Raw genomic sequence first — 14,904 nt, 5'->3', positions numbered from 1 at the left:
TTATTCTGCTGCGGTTCGCGCGGATTTCTTGCGGGCGTGGGCCAGAAGACCGTCACGCACCCAGGCGCCGTCTTCCCAGGCATTCACCCGGTCTTTCAGTCGGTCGACATTGCAGGGACCATTGCCCTTGATCACGTCGAAAAATTCGCTCCAATCCGGATCCGAGAAGTCGTAATGCCCGCGCTCCTCGTTCCATTTGATGCCGGGATCCGGCAGGTCGAGGCCGAGATATTCGATCTGCGGCACGGTCTGGTCGACAAATTGCTGGCGCAGCTCGTCATTGGATTTAACCTTGATTTTCCAGGCCATGGATTGTTCGGAATGGGTCGACTCGCTGTCGTTGGGTCCGAACATCATGATCGCCGGGAACCACAGGCGGTTCACCGCGTCCTGTGCCATTTTCTTCTGTTCCGGCGTGCCGAACGCCATCTGCATGATCGCGTGATAGCCTTGGCGGGCGTGGAAGCTTTCTTCCTTGCAGATGCGGATCATTGCACGTGAATAGGGCCCGTAAGAGGTGCGTTGCAGCGCCACCTGGTTCACAATCGCGGCCCCGTCCACCAGCCAGCCCACGGCGCCAATGTCGGCCCAGTTAAGCGTCGGGTAGTTGAAGATCGAGGAGTATTTCATCCGGCCTTCATGCAGCAGTCGCACCAGCTCGTCCCGGCTTTCGCCCAGAGTTTCGGCGGCGGAGTAGAGGTAGAGCCCATGACCGGCCTCGTCCTGCACTTTTGCCAGCAGGATTGCCTTGCGCTCCAGCGTGGGGGCGCGGGTGATCCAGTTGCCTTCCGGCAGTTGGCCGACCACCTCGGAATGGGCGTGCTGACCGATCTGGCGGATCAGTGTGGCGCGGTAATCATCCGGCATCCAATCCTTTGGCTCGATCTTTTCGCCGCGATCAATGCGGTCCTGAAATTCCCGTTCCTGATCAGACATTTCCTCGCGTGTCTTCACACCGGAACGAGCGGTTTTGATCATCTGTGCATACATTGTCAGATCCTTTCGAGAATAAGCGCAACCCCTTGCCCAACACCCACGCACATGGTGCAGAGCGCGTAGCGCCCTCCCGTGCGTTGCAGCTGGTAGGCGGCGGTCATGACAAGGCGCGCACCGGACATGCCAAGTGGGTGGCCCAGTGCAATGGCGCCCCCATTGGGGTTCACATGGGGCGCATCATCTGCCACCCCCAAAGCCCGGAGAGTTGCGAGCCCCTGAGAGGCAAAAGCTTCGTTGAGTTCAATGACATCCATCTGCTCGATGGTCAGCCCTGCTTTGGCTAAAACCTTGCGCGTCGCAGGCACCGGGCCGATGCCCATCACACGGGGGGCAACACCCGCAGCCTGCATGGCCACAACCCGTGCCATGGGTTTGAGATTGTTGCGCGCAGCGGCGGCTTCCGAGGCGATGATCATCGCGGCGGCCCCGTCATTCACGCCAGAGGCATTGCCCGCGGTGACCGTTTTGTCCGGGCCGTTCACGCCCTTGAGGCCCGCAAGCTTTTCGGCACTGGTGCCGGGGCGGGGATGTTCGTCCGTGTCGATGATCAGCGGGTCGCCCTTGCGCTGGGGCAGGGTGACCGGGGTGATTTCGTCGTTAAAACGGCCAGCCTCATGTGCGGCCTGCCAACGGGCCTGGCTGCGGGCGGCAAAAGCGTCCTGATCTTCGCGCGAGATATCGTAGTCTTCGGCGACGTTATCAGCTGTTTGTGGCATGGAATGCGTTCCATGGGCGGCATCCATTGCCTTGTTCACGAAGCGCCAGCCAATTGTGGTGTCATAGACCGCATTGGCGCGGGAAAAGGCGCTGTGGGCCTTGGGCATCACGAAGGGGGCACGGCTCATGCCTTCGACACCCCCCGCGATGCAAAGATCATAATCCCCCGCCTTGATGCCACGCGCAGCCATGCCCACCGCATCCATACCCGAAGCACAAAGGCGATTTACAGTGGTGCCGGGAACCTCAACCGGCAACCCGGCCAGAAGAGCGGCCATGCGCGCCACATTACGGTTGTCCTCACCCGCCTGGTTGGCGTCGCCATAGATGACATCATCCAAGCTTTGCCAATCCACGTCCGGATTGCGCGCCATCAGCGCTTTGATTGGGGCTGCGGCAAGGTCATCCACGCGCATCCCGGACAGGCCACCTCCAAAGCGGCCAATCGGTGTGCGGATGGCATCACAGATAAATGCGGTCATCAGGTCCTCCCAGATCCTTCGGTCTGCGTGATGGTCTGACGCAAAACCGACCGTTTGGTCGACAATACGAAGGAGTGGGCTTTCGGGCAAGAGAATTTATGGAGATGAGGTGAATTTAAGGGGGCATAGTGAAAAAATACCGAGCCCCCAAAGATAGTTGCATAACGATATGACCCAAAACGTATTGAAAATATTTGAGAAATATCGTTTTGATCTGGAGTTTTGCAAAATCTCGGGGCATGTTTTGCATATTGCGAGGGGATGTGGTAAAGGTTGAATGTCGAACTGCGATGCAATCTGGGGTTAATCAGCGTCAAAGATCGTCCCTCAGGTCACACTCATAAAACACAGTCAAGGGAAGTTGAGAGGCTTCGGGGTAGGTGATGTCACAGACCGAAAATGAGTATAGCCCTCGGGAAATCTACCAGGTCTTTTCGCGCAACCTGCGCGAACTCGTCGCGCGCGCGCCAAGTTCCGTGACACAGATCTGCCGGGAGATCGGCGTGAACAGAACCCAGTTCAATCGCTACCTGGCCGGACAGGCCAGTCCCCGCCCGGATATTCTGCACAAGATCTGCGCGTATTTTCAGGTGGATGCCCGTATCCTGCTCGAACCCCTTGCGGATCTGGAGGATGTCTTTAACGCGCAGGGTATTCCGTGGATTACCAATGCGGCCTTTCGCCAGCATGTTGTGTCTTCTCAGGATCGTTTGACCCTTTCCTTGCCGGTTCCTCTTGGCATTCACCGATATTGGCAACGATCGTCGCTCCATCCCGATTGGGTGAACTCTTTCACCATGCGCATCTATAAGCTGGACCGTGCAACGGTCTTTCGCGCCCTGTCCGATCCGGGGAATGACAAGATCCTGACCCGCCATGATGTGCGCTCGGGGCGGGAGTTCAAAGGCATTTTCCTTGCGCAGGTTGATGGTGTCACAATGCTTTCTTTCCAAGAGGACAGCCTGCGTATCGGGATGGGTTACCTCACCCGGCTGACCTCGGACAGCCCGATTCTATCCGGCATTACCCTGGCCTCTTAGCCTGAATTGCTTCAGGCCACGCGGATTGAACGCTGCGTGTTGGAGTTCCTGCCGCAAAAGTGGGGGCTTCTTGACCGGTTGCGCGGACGGGGAGGGCGGGCATTGGCGGATCTGCCAGAGCATATTGCCCATGGCCTCAGGGGGGATGTGCGCTGAGGCTTTAAGGCGTTTCCGGTGATTTCTGTGATCTGATAAGAGCAGGAAACGCTTTAAGGGTTTAACGCCATCAACCACCCCCAGGCGGTGAGGATGGATAGGATCGTGGCCACCAGAACCGCCGTGGCCGCCACTCGTTTTGCGACCCCATAGAGATTGGCGAAAACATAGGCGTTGACGCCCGGAGCCATGGCGGCGGTTATGACGGCGGAGCGAAACGCCATTTCGTCAAGGTCAAGCAGACGCCCAACCATCCATGTCATGGCCGGATGAAGCCCCAGAGAGACCGCGCAGATATAGGCCACGGTTCGAATGTCGCCCTCGGGTCGATAACGATAAAGAACCCCTCCCAGTCCGAAAAGGGCTGCGGGAATGGCAGCTTTGGCAATCAGTGAAAATGCGTCCAGCACCACGGCCGGCAAGGAAAAGCCCCCAAGGTTCACCACAAATCCGAAGGCAATCCCGATCACCAGCCCGTTTTTTGCCATTGAACGGAGAAACCCCAGAAATGCTGCTCCAAGCCCTTTGTTTTGCGAGCGCGCAATCTCCATCGCCATCACACCGATCACATAACATGTCGGCGCATGGATTGAGATAATGGCGAAGTTTGCCCCCAGAGCGTCCGGGCCAAAGGCGCGCTCTGTAATCGGCAGGCCAAGCAGGAGCGAATTGGAAAACAAGGTGACAAACCCGATTGCCACCGCGTCCGGCCAGGGGCGGGAAAACAGGAACCGCGCGCCCAGAAGCCCGGCGAAAAAGCCGCTGACGGCGCCGGTGTAGAAACTGATCATCAGGCGGGGTTGAAAGCTTGCGCTCAGGTCCAGACGTGAAATGGCCAGGAACAGCAGGATCGGCACCGCGAGATTGGTGGCAAAATACATCAAGCCTTCAACGGCGTCCGCGGTGATGATCTTGCGCCAAGTGGCGAGATAGCCAATCCCAATCACCAGAAAGACCGGTAAAATGACCTCAATCAGGGCCCCCATCTATGCCTCGAACGGGATCACCATCCCGTCATAGGCCGCAACCACGTGATCCGGCGTTTCCGCTTCGACTGTCGCATGGTCCAGATCAATATGCATATTGGTCAGCACCCCTTTGCGCGCGCCCACGCGGCTGATCCAGAGCAGCGCGTCATCCAGATTGAAATGGGTTGGATGCGGCGTGCGGCGCAGGGCGTCGATAATGAAGATATCCAGGTCCTGCAGGGCAGGGCGTGCGGCCTCAGGGATTTCACTGACATCTGGCAGATAGGCCAGTTTTCCAATCCGAAAGCCCAGCGCGTCGATATTTCCGTGGGTCACCTCAAACGGGGTCATACGGATTGCGCCTCCGGCCCCTTCGATTACCACGTCTCCGTCGATTGTGTTCAGGTCCAGGATCGGCGGATAGCTTGAGCCCTTGGGTTGCACAAACGCATAGCCAAAGCGCGACATCAGGTCGTTCTGTGTCGGGCCATCCGCCCAGACCTGAACCCGTTTGCGCATGTTGTAGACAACCATGCGAAGGTCGTCGATGCCATGCATGTGGTCGGCGTGGCTATGGGTGTAAACCACGGCGTCAACCTCGCCCACGCCAGCGGTAAGAAGCTGATGGCGCATGTCGGGGGAGGTGTCGATCAAGATGCGGGTCACACCCCCATCCTCTCCGGTTCGCGTCACCAAGGCCGAGCAGCGAGAGCGGATATTTTTCGGGTTGTTCGGATCACACTCCCCCCAAAGCCCGCCGATCCGCGGCACCCCCCCGGATGAGCCGCAGCCCAGAATGGTGAAGCTGTAACCGCTCATCTGGCTGGGGCCTTGTAAGCGGCCGCCTTGGAAAACAGGCGATCAAAATTGGCTTGGGTCTGTGCGGCGAATTCCTCATAGCTGAGGCCGAAAACATCGGCGCCTACCCGGGCGGTATGCACCGTATAGGCAGGTTCGTTGCGCTTCCCGCGTTTGGGGGGCGGGGCAAGGTAGGGCGCGTCGGTTTCCACCAGGATGCGGTCAACCGGAGCTGCGGCAAATATATCGCGCAGGTCCTGACTGCGTGGAAAGGCAGCGATGCCGGACATGGACAGGTAAAACCCCAGATCGATCGCCACCTGGGCGAGGGCCGGACCTGAACTAAAGCAATGCATCACGCAGTTGAAGGCAGCATCGGTGTGCGCCTCTTGCAGGATCCGCGCCATGTCCTCATCCGCATCCCGCGCGTGGATGATCAGCGGAAGACCGGTTTGGCGGGCCGCCTCGATATGCACCAAGAGGCTTTCGATCTGAACCGGTTTGCTGTCGGCCGTATAGTGGTAATCCAACCCGGTTTCGCCAATGGCGACAAATTTGGGATGATCTGCCAAGGCCACCAGTTCCTCCACCGTGACCATCGGCTCGCTGGCGGCGGACATTGGATGCGTGGCGGCTGCGAAGAAAACCGGGTCAAACGCATCGGCAATGGCCTGAACCTGTGCAAGGTTCTGCATTTTGGTGCAGATTGTCACCATCCGGGTCACCCCGGCGCTTTCGGCGCGCGCGATGATCTCCTCCAGCTCGCCCTCGAAATCAGGAAAATCCAGGTGGCAGTGGCTGTCGGTGAGGGTGGGGATCGGGCTGTCGGACATGCGTATCAAGCGCCTCTTATGCGACCGAACGGGCCGCCGTTTCATTCATCTTGAAAACCATATCAAGGATCAGGGCGGCCGGGTCAAGATTGACGGCTTTGCCATGAGAGGCACGGGCCGACAGCTCCTGCTGCAAGGACGCCCAATTGCGTGCGGCGCGCGGATGCGGCGCAAGTCGTTCAAACAAAGCCGTTTCCCCATCTGCTGCAGGCAATTGTGCCGGCATTCCGGCCCCATGGCGGGCCAGACGCGCGAGGAACAGGTCAATCAGTCGCAGTGTGACCTCAAACCGGGAGGCGTTGGCTTTGCCAGCCACCCCATCTGCCAGTTTCAAGGCCCTTGGCCGGTCATAATTGGGGGCGGAATGTAGAATATGCACAAGCTCGCCATAGATCCCCAACCCGTTCACCTGAAGAAGCTGCAGGGCTTCGCCCACGGATCCCCCGGCCAATGCCCCCAGCGCCTGCATCTCATCCGGACCGGGATATTCGTCAAGCCCGTTCATGATCTGCGCCAGAGCGTCCGGCGCCAGCGGGGGTAGGCGCAACTCGCGGCAGCGCGAACGAATGGTCGGCAACAGTCGCGAGGGCTGGTGGCTGACCAAAAGCATCACAACATTTGCTGGCGGCTCCTCCAGCACTTTCAGCAATGCGTTTGCAGCTGAGCTGTTCATCTCATCCGCCGCATCCACAATCACCACACGACGTCCACCACCTGCCGCACTGAGGGCGAAGAAGCTTTTCAGTTTGCGAACCTCATCAACGGTGATGTCCTGTTTGTGACGTTTGAGCTTGTCATCCCAGGGACGACGCAACAGGAACAGGCCGGGGTCGGACAGGGCGTTCACCCGGCGCGCAACCGGATGATCGGCGGCAATGTCGAGGCTTTGCGGGGGCGGGGCGGCAAACATTCCCCCATCGTCAGGAGGGGTGGCCAGAAGAAATCGGGCGATGCGCCAGGCCAGCGTGGCCTTGCCCACGCCGCGTGGTCCGGTGATCAGCCAGCCATGGTGCAGCCGGTCCGAAGTGAACGCCTCGAGAAAGCGAGTTTCGGCCGCCCCCTGTCCAATCAGCTGCAAGGCGTCACGGGGATGCGGCACGCCTTCGATACAGTCCGGTTGGGGGATCTCGTCTGCGGCACTCATCGGTCCGGGCTTTCTGAAAGAGCGGCGTCGGCGAGCGTGGCCACCTCTGCTGCGACGCTCTGCATGTCCCGCGCACCGTTCACCACGCGAAACCGTTTCGGGGCGTCATTGGCCAGTGCCAGAAACCCCTTGCGCATCAGTTTTTGCAGATCCGCACCGAAATCCTCAAACCGTTCCTCGGTGCCATTGCGGCTTTTTGCGCGCGCCAGACCGACCTCCGGGTCCATGTCGATCAGAAAGGTCACATCCGGTTCCTGCCCGATCATCAGCGCGTGCAGTTGATCCACCGTGGCGCGCAGATCGCCGGAGCGGGTGCCTTGGTAAATCCGTGTGCTGTCGGCGAAACGGTCTGTGATCACGATTTTACCCGCAGACAGGGCAGGGCGGATCAGCCGTTCAAGATGATCCCGTCTTGCCGCCGTAAACAACAAAAGTTCGGTTTCTGCCGACCAGCGGTCGGGGTCCCCCTGTAACACCAGGGCGCGAATTTCCTCGGCCCCCGGGCTGCCGCCCGGTTCGCGTGTCAGCACCACATCATGGCCCGCTGCCCGCAGGTGCTCTGCCAGCAGGCGTGCCTGGGTGGATTTCCCCGACCCGTCAATACCTTCAAAGCTGATGAACAGCCCCGACCCGTTTTTGCTGATCATATCTGACCTGTCAGTTGAGGAGAGAGGTCAGGGCGCTGTCCTGCCCCATGACCTTGCCCAGAATGCGTTGTGCCGCCACGCCCATGCGCTTGCCGATCCCGGCGGCGGCAACATCTTCTGCGGCGACAAGTGGGACAATCTGGTCAGGCAGGTCGGGGCGTTCCACGATCATTTCAGCGAGTTGCTGACCGGCGCTGATAGGCGCTTCGGTTGGGCCGACCCATTTGATCTCAGCCTTGAGCGGGTCACGTCCGACCGCAGACACCAGCAGTGACACATCCTCCGCAGCGGTCAGGCCAACCGAATTGACATTGCCGAGCCAGACCGGAATCTCGGCCACTTTTTCCCCGGCCTTCACTGGGGTCTTGATGGCAAACTGACGGAAGGCCCAGTTCACGATTGCCTCCGCTTCTTCGGCACGCGCCTTGGAGGAGCTCATGCCAGAAAGAACAAACACAATGCGGCGATTTCCCTGACGGGCAGATCCCACCAGCCCGTACCCGGCTTCTTCCGTATGACCGGTTTTCAACCCGTCCGCACCGATCCCCAGCGGCAAAAGCGGGTTCCGGTTGAAGCGGTTGTCAGGTGCGCGGCCTTTGTAATGAAATTCACGCTGCGCAAAATAGGGGTAGTATTGCGGGAATTTCGTGATCAGGTAATTGGCCAGAATGGCGAGGTCTTTCATCGACATGCGTTGGCGCGGGTCCGGCCAGCCGGAGGAATTTCCGAAACTGGAATTCTCCATCCCCAACTCTTTGGCCCGTTCCGTCATCATCCGGGCAAAGGCCTCTTCCGTGCCGCCGAGCCCCTCGGCCACCGCGACGCAGGCGTCATTGCCGGATTGCACGATGATGCCCTGGATCAGCTCTTCCACTGTCGGGCGGTCGGTCTTGTTCAGAAACATGGTAGACCCGCCCATGTCCTGCGCCCGCTGCGAGGCAGCAAACGGGGTATTCATCGAAACGCGCCCGTCCTCAAGTGCTTCGAACAGAAGGGCAATGGTCATCAGCTTTGACATTGAGGCCGGTGGCAAGGCCACGTCGGCGTTCTTCTCCATCAAAACGGTGCCCGTGGTCACATCCAGAACATAGGCGGAAGAGGCTCGGGTATCAAAGGCACGGGCGGGCAGGCCGGCGATGACAAAAACCACCATCGCGGTGATCAGAGCAGATAGGCGAAAGTGGCGAACGGTGTGTCTGGTCATGTCACTTCTGGTCATGTCAGTGGCTCACGAAATAGGCGTCGGCAAAGCCAAGATCCCGAACTTTCTTCAGGATCGAGGAGCGTTCGGCGCTGCTGGTGGTTGGACCGACAATCACACGCCAGAACGATTTTCCACTGGTGGAACCTGGTTTGATCGTGGGCAGCATCCCTGCGCGTTTCATGGCTTCTGCGGTGTTCTTGGCGTTGGTTTCCACGCTGAAAATACCGATCTGGATATAGGGTTTTGCAAGACCGGATGGTTTGGACGGGGTGGCCACGGGTTTCGGAGCTGGCTTTGCTGCGGGTTTAGCAGTGGGTTTTGCCGCGGCAGCGCCCGAAGGGGCCGTGGCTTCAGCCCGATCCAGCGCGGCAGACGCGGCGGCAATCGGATCGTCCAGCGTGTTTTCACTGATTTCGCCACTTTCAAGCGCATCCGGTGCAGGGACAGGAGTGTCATCAACTTCGGGCTCTGGCTGGACGGTTTCTTTGCGCAGCGCGGTCACCGAGAGGTTGACCGGATTGCCCGCCAGCATGCCCAATGCCTCAGCCGCGTCAGATGACACCTGAAAGCGCGGGCCAGGCACGTCACGTTCGCGCCGGAACAGGGCCCCGATCACAAATTTCCCGTTTGCTTCATTGCGAATGATCACACGCTCCGGGTCCTTGGCATCGGAATGCGCCACCCACACACCTCCGAGGCTGGGGCGGCCATCCCATAAGCCGGTTTCCGACATCTGAAACACTTCGGGCGCTTCGACATCCCGTTCCACGGTGCGGCTGGTTGTGCCAGCGGTGGCTGTTGCGCCATCCGAGTTGTTGTTTTTCTTCAGAAAACCCGGAAGATTGGTGTCGTCACATCCCGCAACCGTCAATGCGCCCGTCAGGATCATCGCCACTTTCAAAGTGGTCTTTCTTGCCATGTTATGCCCCTAAAATTCTTGCTGGCTCTTTCGCCGTTTCCGCCCAATTGCGGCTATAGTAGCGGCATGTTCCTTTTGTGAAAAGTCCCGTGCGAAGAATGGGCAAGAACTGGCATGCACGGGCGCGCAGAGGTGATCAAACTGGCCCGGAAAGGGGGTTTTAGAATCAAAACCTTGCCGTTATGAGTTCCCGGGTCGGAGGAGTGGCAGAGTGGTTGAATGCACCGGTCTTGAAAACCGACGTAGGTGAAAGTCTACCGTGGGTTCGAATCCCACCTCCTCCGCCATCACCCGAAATTGGGTACGCGTTTTTCCAGAAACTTTGCATCATACAGACCGGCGCAGGACCCGGCGGTGGAAAGCTGTGCTTTGAATGCTGGTTGGAAACTCATTCCCGTTGCGGACTAAAAGACGGACCACAAAAAAGCGCCCGACCTGCCGGTGGGCGCTTTTTGAACTGTTGAGATGAAGGTCCCGTGTCCAATCAGAACGGGATTTCGTCGTCAAACCCGCCGCCGGAGGAGGATTGCCCGCCGCCTTGATTGCCGCCACCAAAGCCACCGCCCTGATCATAGCCACCCCCGCCTTGGGAGCCGCCGCCATAACCGCCGCTCTGGCCGCCGCCATAACCGCCGCTGCCGCCACCTTCGCCACGTCCGTCCAGCATGGTCAGGGTCGATCCAAAACCCTGCAGCACAACTTCGGTCGAATAGCGGTCATTGCCGGACTGATCTTGCCACTTGCGGGTCTGCAATTGACCTTCGATGTAAACCTTTGATCCCTTGCGCAGATATTGCTCTGCCACCCGAACCAGGCCCTCGTTGAAAATGGCGACCGAGTGCCATTCCGTGCGCTCGCGACGCTCGCCGGTGTTGCGGTCTTTCCAGGTTTCCGAGGTGGCGATGCGCAGGTTGCACACTTTGCCGCCGTTCTGGAAGGAGCGGACTTCGGGGTCACGGCCCAGATTGCCGATCAGCATTACCTTATTGAGCGAGCCTGCCATGGACGGCTTCCTTTCGATTCTTCACATTTCGCATATCGTTACACAGATACGCCCCAAGGTGAAAACGGTTTCCTGTGGATGAATTCGCTCCGCGCGGGCAGCCGGAGGAATTCAAAAATGGTGCGCGTGTCCGATGGGGCGCTGGCTGGCGCCAGATGCATTGGCCAAATGGTGCGCCCGGGTGTTTTGGGAAGCCCGACTTTGCGGCCTATGGGCATAAAACCGCCGCGGCCATTGTCGCGTTGCAATTTTTAACTATATTGCCTGCAGAAGTTTGGAGAGAAACATGTCTCAGCGCAGCGTTTTTCATAGGATTGGTTTTGGTCTTTGCTTGATGTCGCTTCCGGTGGCACCGGCCTTTTCGGATGGGCTGTTTTCCAGCTCAACGGGGCGCGCCAATTTTTCGTCGCAACTGGATGTGCTGGACACACGGGCTGCTGAGCAATATGCCGGGTCGACCCGGTTGCGGCCCAATGCGGATCAGGAACAGGGTGGCGCAGAGGGGATACCGCGGTTTTCAGGGAACTATCGCGGTCAATACCTTTCCATGGCCAAGGCGGCCGCACGCAAACATTCCATTCCCGAGGACCTGTTTTTGCGCCTTGTGCAGCAGGAAAGCGGCTGGAACCCCCGTGCAAAAAGCCATGCCGGAGCGATCGGGCTGGCCCAGCTGATGCCCTTCACTGCGCGCAAACTTGGGGTGAACCCGCATGATCCCAGACAAAACCTGGAAGGGGGCGCCCGGTATCTGCGTCAGCAATACAACAAGTTCCGATCCTGGCGCCTTGCGCTGGCCGCCTATAACGCGGGGCCCGCGGCGGTCGAGAAGTATTCCGGTGTGCCGCCCTATCGGGAAACGCGCGGTTATGTAAAGGCGATCCTCGGCGGGTGATGTTCGCGCTTTTTTGACCTCTTTTATCTTCAGCCAACCTGTCGCGCCAAAAGGCGGTCGGGGACAGTGCGTCGTCAGTGCGTCGCACGGAACTGCGAGGGCGTCACCCCGGTGTGTTTCTGAAAGGACCGGGTGAAATAGGCGGCGGAGGCAAACCCGAGGCTGCGCGCGATGTCTTTCACCGGAAGCGTGGTTTCGCTCAGCAATCGGCGTGCTTCGTAATGGACCCGATCCGCGAGAATGGTCGAGGCCGACCGCCCACAGGCCCTGTTGCAAACCCGGCTGAGATGGGTCGGGGTCACGCCCAGCGCGCCGGCATAGTCCCGCACGGATTTCGGACTGTGGAAATCCTGCTCAACAAGGGCTGCAAAAGCATTGGCCAATCGCGCGCCGGATTTTACCTGTGTCGGGGATTGGCCCTCATCCGAGCGTTGGTGGTCAACCTGCCGATCCAGCCAGACCGAAATCAAACCAGCATGGCACATCATCGCGCGATGGGCGCGTTCGGTATGGCCTGCGTCAAACCGGTCCATCTCTTTTTGCAGGTCATCAATCATCCGGCTGAGTTCCATCTGCCGGTCGCCGTCACGCAGGCGCAGGTGAAACGGATCAAGCGGCAGTGACAGCTCCTCTTCGCTGGCTTGTGGAAAGACAACCATTGTGCCGCTGACCTGGGCTGAAACCTCAAACCCGTGCATGATGCCGGCGGGCACAAAGATACAATTATGTGGGCCATATCCTGCCGTGACGCCATTCACGGTGATCCGTCCCTGACCACGGGTGAACCAGATCAAAACGGGCGCACCGTAGGAGCGCATCGCTTCGGTTCGCCATCGTCCCCCTTTGCTCATCCGCGCCAAGGGGACGACGCGGAAAGGAGAGGGCAAAGAACGTGTCTCTGGTTGCATTTGTGACATGTGTGGACCCCGGCAGGCAGCGGTGCATGAAAGCAGGCAGGCTTAAATATTAGGTCAAAAATGCCGTTTTGTCGCTGCAAAATAAGGGGCTGTGGAGATTTTCCACAAGGTTATCCACAAAAAATGTGGACAATTGTGGGTAACTTGGACCGGGTGTTGTCAGATGGTTAACACAACAGGAGGTTCGATCTGTTCAAGGCGAAGGCGCGCGCGTGGCCATCAGGGCAGGGGAATCGCCTGCCAGTGCTTCATGCGTTTGCGAAACCAGGTGCGTTGGCGTTTGGCATATTGCTGGCTGGCGATGATTGCCGCCTCGCGTGCGTCTTCCAAACTCAGTTCACCCTTCAGATGGGCAATCAGTTCGGGGGCCCCGATGGCCTTGGCATGGGGGGCCTTCGGGTCCCAGTTCTCAAGGTTTGCCCGCGCTTCGTCGAGGGCGCCGCCCTCCAGCATCAGGTCAAAGCGACGTTCAATCCGGTTGCGCAGCCAGTCCCGGTCGGCTTGCAGGACAATGGCGGTGCAATCTGCCAGCGCAAGCAGGGGGGGCGGTGTGTCGTCCTGCCACGACGCCAGCCCTCGCCCGGTGCTGCGCTGCACCTCCCAGGCGCGGGCCACGCGGGCCGGGTTGCGCTGGTCGATCCGTGCAAGCGTATCCGGGTCCAGGGCGCGCAAAAGGGCGCTGATCCCCTGCGTGGCCAAGAGGGTTTCCCCTTCCGCCCGCACCTCTGGCGGAGTCAGAGGAATATCGGCCAGCCCCTCGGTCAGGGCGGACAGGTTCAACCCGGTGCCGCCAACAATAATGGGACGGTCCCGGCCTTGCAGGATCTGGGCCACTTCACGCAGCCAATGCCCGACGGAATAGTCCTGATCGCCCGGGATATGCCCATACAGGCGGTGTGGCACCCGTGCCTCTTCTTCCGGCGAAGGACGCGCGGTGACAATGCGCCAGTTGGAAAACACCTGCAACGCATCTGCATTCACAATCACCCCACCACCGGTTTCGGCAATCTCCATCGCGAGGGCGGATTTGCCCGAAGCGGTTGCCCCGGCAATCAGCACCGGGCGGTTGGGCGGGAGGGTGCGAATGTCGAAGGGAAGGGGATCTGGCACGGCGGGGCTTTCGACTGTGGGGCTCGGGTTGCGGGTTTCCAGGTGGCGTAGGGACGGCGTTTTTTCGAAAGACGGCCCGTATACGCATTGAAAGTTTCGCCTGTTTGGGCCATTTTGCCGGGCAAGACAATCTTCTTGTTCAGGACTTTCCACCCATGACTGATACCTCTGCTGCCGTATTCTCAGAAGAAAGCGGCGATACCCCCGCGACCACCTATAAGCGCGTGATGCTGAAAATCTCTGGCGAAGCGTTGATGGGGGACCAGGGGTTTGGCCTGCATCCGCCCACCGTTGAACGAATCGCGCGCGAAGTGAAAAGCGTGGCCGAGATGGGGGTTGAGATCTGTATGGTGATCGGGGGCGGGAATATTTTCCGTGGCCTGTCCGGGTCCGCCCAGGGGATGGAGCGCACCACTGCGGATTACATGGGGATGTTGGCCACCGTGATGAACGCGCTGGCGATGCAGTCTGCGCTGGAAGGAATGGGGGTGTTCACTCGGGTCATCTCCGCCATTCGCATGGATGAAGTCTGTGAACCTTATATCCGCCGCCGGGCGGTGCGCCACCTTGAGAAAAAACGGGTCTGCATCTTTGCCGCAGGAACCGGGAACCCCTATTTCACAACCGACACGGCCGCCACTTTGCGAGCCAATGAAATGGCCTGTGAAGCCATTTTGATGGGCAAAAACGGTGTGGACGGGGTGTATGACAAGGATCCCAAAGAACATGCAGATGCGGTGCGCTATGACCATGTCAGCTATGATGACGTGCTGGCCAAGCGCCTGCGCGTGATGGATGCTTCTGCCATTGCGCTGGCGCGAGATAACAACCTGCCGCTGGTTGTGTTTGGTCTGGACGAACCGGGTGGGTTCAAAGGCATCCTGTCGGGGCAGGGCACTTACACCAAAGTGGGCGGCTGATCTGGCTGGGGCAACCGACCGGATTGGGCAAGGACCTGCCCATAAGACACAGTTTTTTCCGCTGCAAATGGGCCGCCCTATACAAGGCCCGTGCGGGAGGGCTATAGGTATGAAAAGACGCTCGAAAACAAGAGCAGATGGATAAAGGGGACGCCTGA

The 14,904-nt window shown here is 59.3% G+C and carries 15 protein-coding genes and 1 tRNA gene; 4 read left to right on the top strand and 12 right to left on the bottom strand.

Going from position 1 to position 14,904, the window contains the following annotated elements; all coding sequences use genetic code 11:
* The gene (paaA, locus tag XMD517_RS03640) at positions 1-990 is read right to left on the bottom strand and encodes a 1,2-phenylacetyl-CoA epoxidase subunit PaaA (protein WP_173487084.1); all 990 of its coding nucleotides are present in this window, start codon (positions 988-990) and stop codon (positions 1-3) included.
* A gap of 2 nt (positions 991-992) precedes the next feature.
* Positions 993-2,195: a 3-oxoadipyl-CoA thiolase gene (pcaF, locus tag XMD517_RS03635; protein WP_173487085.1), complete on the bottom strand. Its 1,203-nt coding sequence runs from the start codon at positions 2,193-2,195 to the stop codon at positions 993-995.
* Between the two features lie 383 nt (positions 2,196-2,578).
* Between pcaF and XMD517_RS03630 the strand changes: the two genes are divergently transcribed.
* Entirely contained in the window at positions 2,579-3,235 is a 657-nt protein-coding gene (locus XMD517_RS03630) for a helix-turn-helix transcriptional regulator (RefSeq protein WP_173487086.1), read from the top strand.
* A 209-nt stretch (positions 3,236-3,444) separates the two neighbouring features.
* Here the strand turns inward: XMD517_RS03630 and XMD517_RS03625 are convergent, their stop codons facing one another.
* The 7 genes from XMD517_RS03625 to XMD517_RS03595 are packed head-to-tail and all read right to left on the bottom strand — an operon-like array spanning position 3,445 to position 9,904.
* Positions 3,445-4,377, bottom strand: coding sequence for an AEC family transporter (locus XMD517_RS03625; RefSeq protein ID WP_173487088.1), 933 nt, complete (start codon positions 4,375-4,377; stop codon positions 3,445-3,447).
* Positions 4,378-5,178, bottom strand: a complete 801-nt coding sequence (locus tag XMD517_RS03620; protein ID WP_173487089.1) for an MBL fold metallo-hydrolase — start codon at positions 5,176-5,178, stop codon at positions 4,378-4,380. It lies immediately after the preceding gene.
* Positions 5,175-5,990 carry a TatD family hydrolase gene (locus tag XMD517_RS03615; protein ID WP_173487090.1) on the bottom strand — a complete coding sequence of 272 codons (816 nt, stop codon included), beginning with the start codon at positions 5,988-5,990 and terminating at the stop codon, positions 5,175-5,177. Before XMD517_RS03615 ends, XMD517_RS03620 begins: the two co-directional genes overlap by 4 nt.
* Before the next feature lie 16 nt (positions 5,991-6,006).
* Positions 6,007-7,134 carry a DNA polymerase III subunit delta' gene (locus tag XMD517_RS03610; protein ID WP_173487091.1) on the bottom strand — a complete coding sequence of 376 codons (1,128 nt, stop codon included), beginning with the start codon at positions 7,132-7,134 and terminating at the stop codon, positions 6,007-6,009.
* The gene (gene tmk / locus XMD517_RS03605; RefSeq protein ID WP_173487092.1) at positions 7,131-7,781 is read right to left on the bottom strand and encodes a dTMP kinase; all 651 of its coding nucleotides are present in this window, start codon (positions 7,779-7,781) and stop codon (positions 7,131-7,133) included. The genes XMD517_RS03610 and tmk overlap by 4 nt, the downstream gene beginning before the upstream one ends.
* A 10-nt stretch (positions 7,782-7,791) precedes the next feature.
* Positions 7,792-9,000, bottom strand: a complete 1,209-nt coding sequence (locus XMD517_RS03600; RefSeq protein ID WP_371734352.1) for a D-alanyl-D-alanine carboxypeptidase family protein — start codon at positions 8,998-9,000, stop codon at positions 7,792-7,794.
* 1 nt (position 9,001) lies between these two features.
* Complete coding sequence (locus XMD517_RS03595; protein WP_173488034.1) at positions 9,002-9,904, bottom strand: SPOR domain-containing protein; 903 nt, start codon at positions 9,902-9,904, stop codon at positions 9,002-9,004.
* A gap of 197 nt (positions 9,905-10,101) precedes the next feature.
* Between XMD517_RS03595 and XMD517_RS03590 the strand changes: the two genes are divergently transcribed.
* Positions 10,102-10,191 (top strand) — tRNA-Ser (locus XMD517_RS03590).
* Positions 10,192-10,388: 197 nt separating this feature from the next.
* Here XMD517_RS03590 and ssb read toward each other — a convergent pair.
* Entirely contained in the window at positions 10,389-10,907 is a 519-nt protein-coding gene (gene ssb, locus XMD517_RS03585) for a single-stranded DNA-binding protein (protein ID WP_173487094.1), read from the bottom strand.
* 334 nt (positions 10,908-11,241) lie between these two features.
* Between ssb and XMD517_RS03580 the strand changes: the two genes are divergently transcribed.
* A complete protein-coding gene (locus XMD517_RS03580; protein ID WP_055192487.1) occupies positions 11,242-11,799 on the top strand; it encodes a lytic transglycosylase domain-containing protein in 558 nt (185 codons plus the stop codon).
* Between the two features lie 74 nt (positions 11,800-11,873).
* Here XMD517_RS03580 and XMD517_RS03575 read toward each other — a convergent pair whose 3' ends face one another.
* Together XMD517_RS03575 and miaA are read right to left on the bottom strand one after the other, a co-directional pair.
* Positions 11,874-12,650, bottom strand: coding sequence for an AraC family transcriptional regulator (locus tag XMD517_RS03575; protein ID WP_254449752.1), 777 nt, complete (start codon positions 12,648-12,650; stop codon positions 11,874-11,876).
* 285 nt (positions 12,651-12,935) lie between these two features.
* Positions 12,936-13,826 (bottom strand): tRNA (adenosine(37)-N6)-dimethylallyltransferase MiaA, encoded by an 891-nt coding sequence (gene miaA / locus XMD517_RS03570; RefSeq protein WP_368493358.1) that lies wholly within the window; start codon positions 13,824-13,826, stop codon positions 12,936-12,938.
* Between the two features lie 155 nt (positions 13,827-13,981).
* Between miaA and pyrH the strand changes: the two genes are divergently transcribed.
* A complete protein-coding gene (gene pyrH / locus XMD517_RS03565) occupies positions 13,982-14,746 on the top strand; it encodes a UMP kinase (RefSeq protein WP_173487096.1) in 765 nt (254 codons plus the stop codon).
* Positions 14,747-14,904 lie beyond the last annotated feature (158 nt).

The sequence above is a fragment of the Aliiroseovarius sp. xm-d-517 genome (assembly GCF_013283135.1).
GTDB lineage: Bacteria > Pseudomonadota > Alphaproteobacteria > Rhodobacterales > Rhodobacteraceae > Aliiroseovarius > Aliiroseovarius crassostreae.
The sequence above is the reverse complement of the archived record's forward strand: the minus strand, read 5'-3'. Positions and strand labels throughout refer to the sequence as shown.

Coding starts and splice junctions, on each gene's coding strand:
- paaA (WP_173487084.1), bottom strand. CDS start 990: ATGTATGCACAGATGATCAAAACCGCTCGTTCCGGTGTGAAGACACGC.
- pcaF (WP_173487085.1), bottom strand. CDS start 2,195: ATGACCGCATTTATCTGTGATGCCATCCGCACACCGATTGGCCGCTTT.
- XMD517_RS03630 (WP_173487086.1), top strand. CDS start 2,579: ATGTCACAGACCGAAAATGAGTATAGCCCTCGGGAAATCTACCAGGTC.
- XMD517_RS03625 (WP_173487088.1), bottom strand. CDS start 4,377: ATGGGGGCCCTGATTGAGGTCATTTTACCGGTCTTTCTGGTGATTGGG.
- XMD517_RS03620 (WP_173487089.1), bottom strand. CDS start 5,178: ATGAGCGGTTACAGCTTCACCATTCTGGGCTGCGGCTCATCCGGGGGG.
- XMD517_RS03615 (WP_173487090.1), bottom strand. CDS start 5,990: ATGTCCGACAGCCCGATCCCCACCCTCACCGACAGCCACTGCCACCTG.
- XMD517_RS03610 (WP_173487091.1), bottom strand. CDS start 7,134: ATGAGTGCCGCAGACGAGATCCCCCAACCGGACTGTATCGAAGGCGTG.
- tmk (WP_173487092.1), bottom strand. CDS start 7,781: ATGATCAGCAAAAACGGGTCGGGGCTGTTCATCAGCTTTGAAGGTATT.
- XMD517_RS03600 (WP_371734352.1), bottom strand. CDS start 9,000: ATGACCAGAAGTGACATGACCAGACACACCGTTCGCCACTTTCGCCTA.
- XMD517_RS03595 (WP_173488034.1), bottom strand. CDS start 9,904: ATGGCAAGAAAGACCACTTTGAAAGTGGCGATGATCCTGACGGGCGCA.
- ssb (WP_173487094.1), bottom strand. CDS start 10,907: ATGGCAGGCTCGCTCAATAAGGTAATGCTGATCGGCAATCTGGGCCGT.
- XMD517_RS03580 (WP_055192487.1), top strand. CDS start 11,242: ATGTCGCTTCCGGTGGCACCGGCCTTTTCGGATGGGCTGTTTTCCAGC.
- XMD517_RS03575 (WP_254449752.1), bottom strand. CDS start 12,650: ATGAGCAAAGGGGGACGATGGCGAACCGAAGCGATGCGCTCCTACGGT.
- pyrH (WP_173487096.1), top strand. CDS start 13,982: ATGACTGATACCTCTGCTGCCGTATTCTCAGAAGAAAGCGGCGATACC.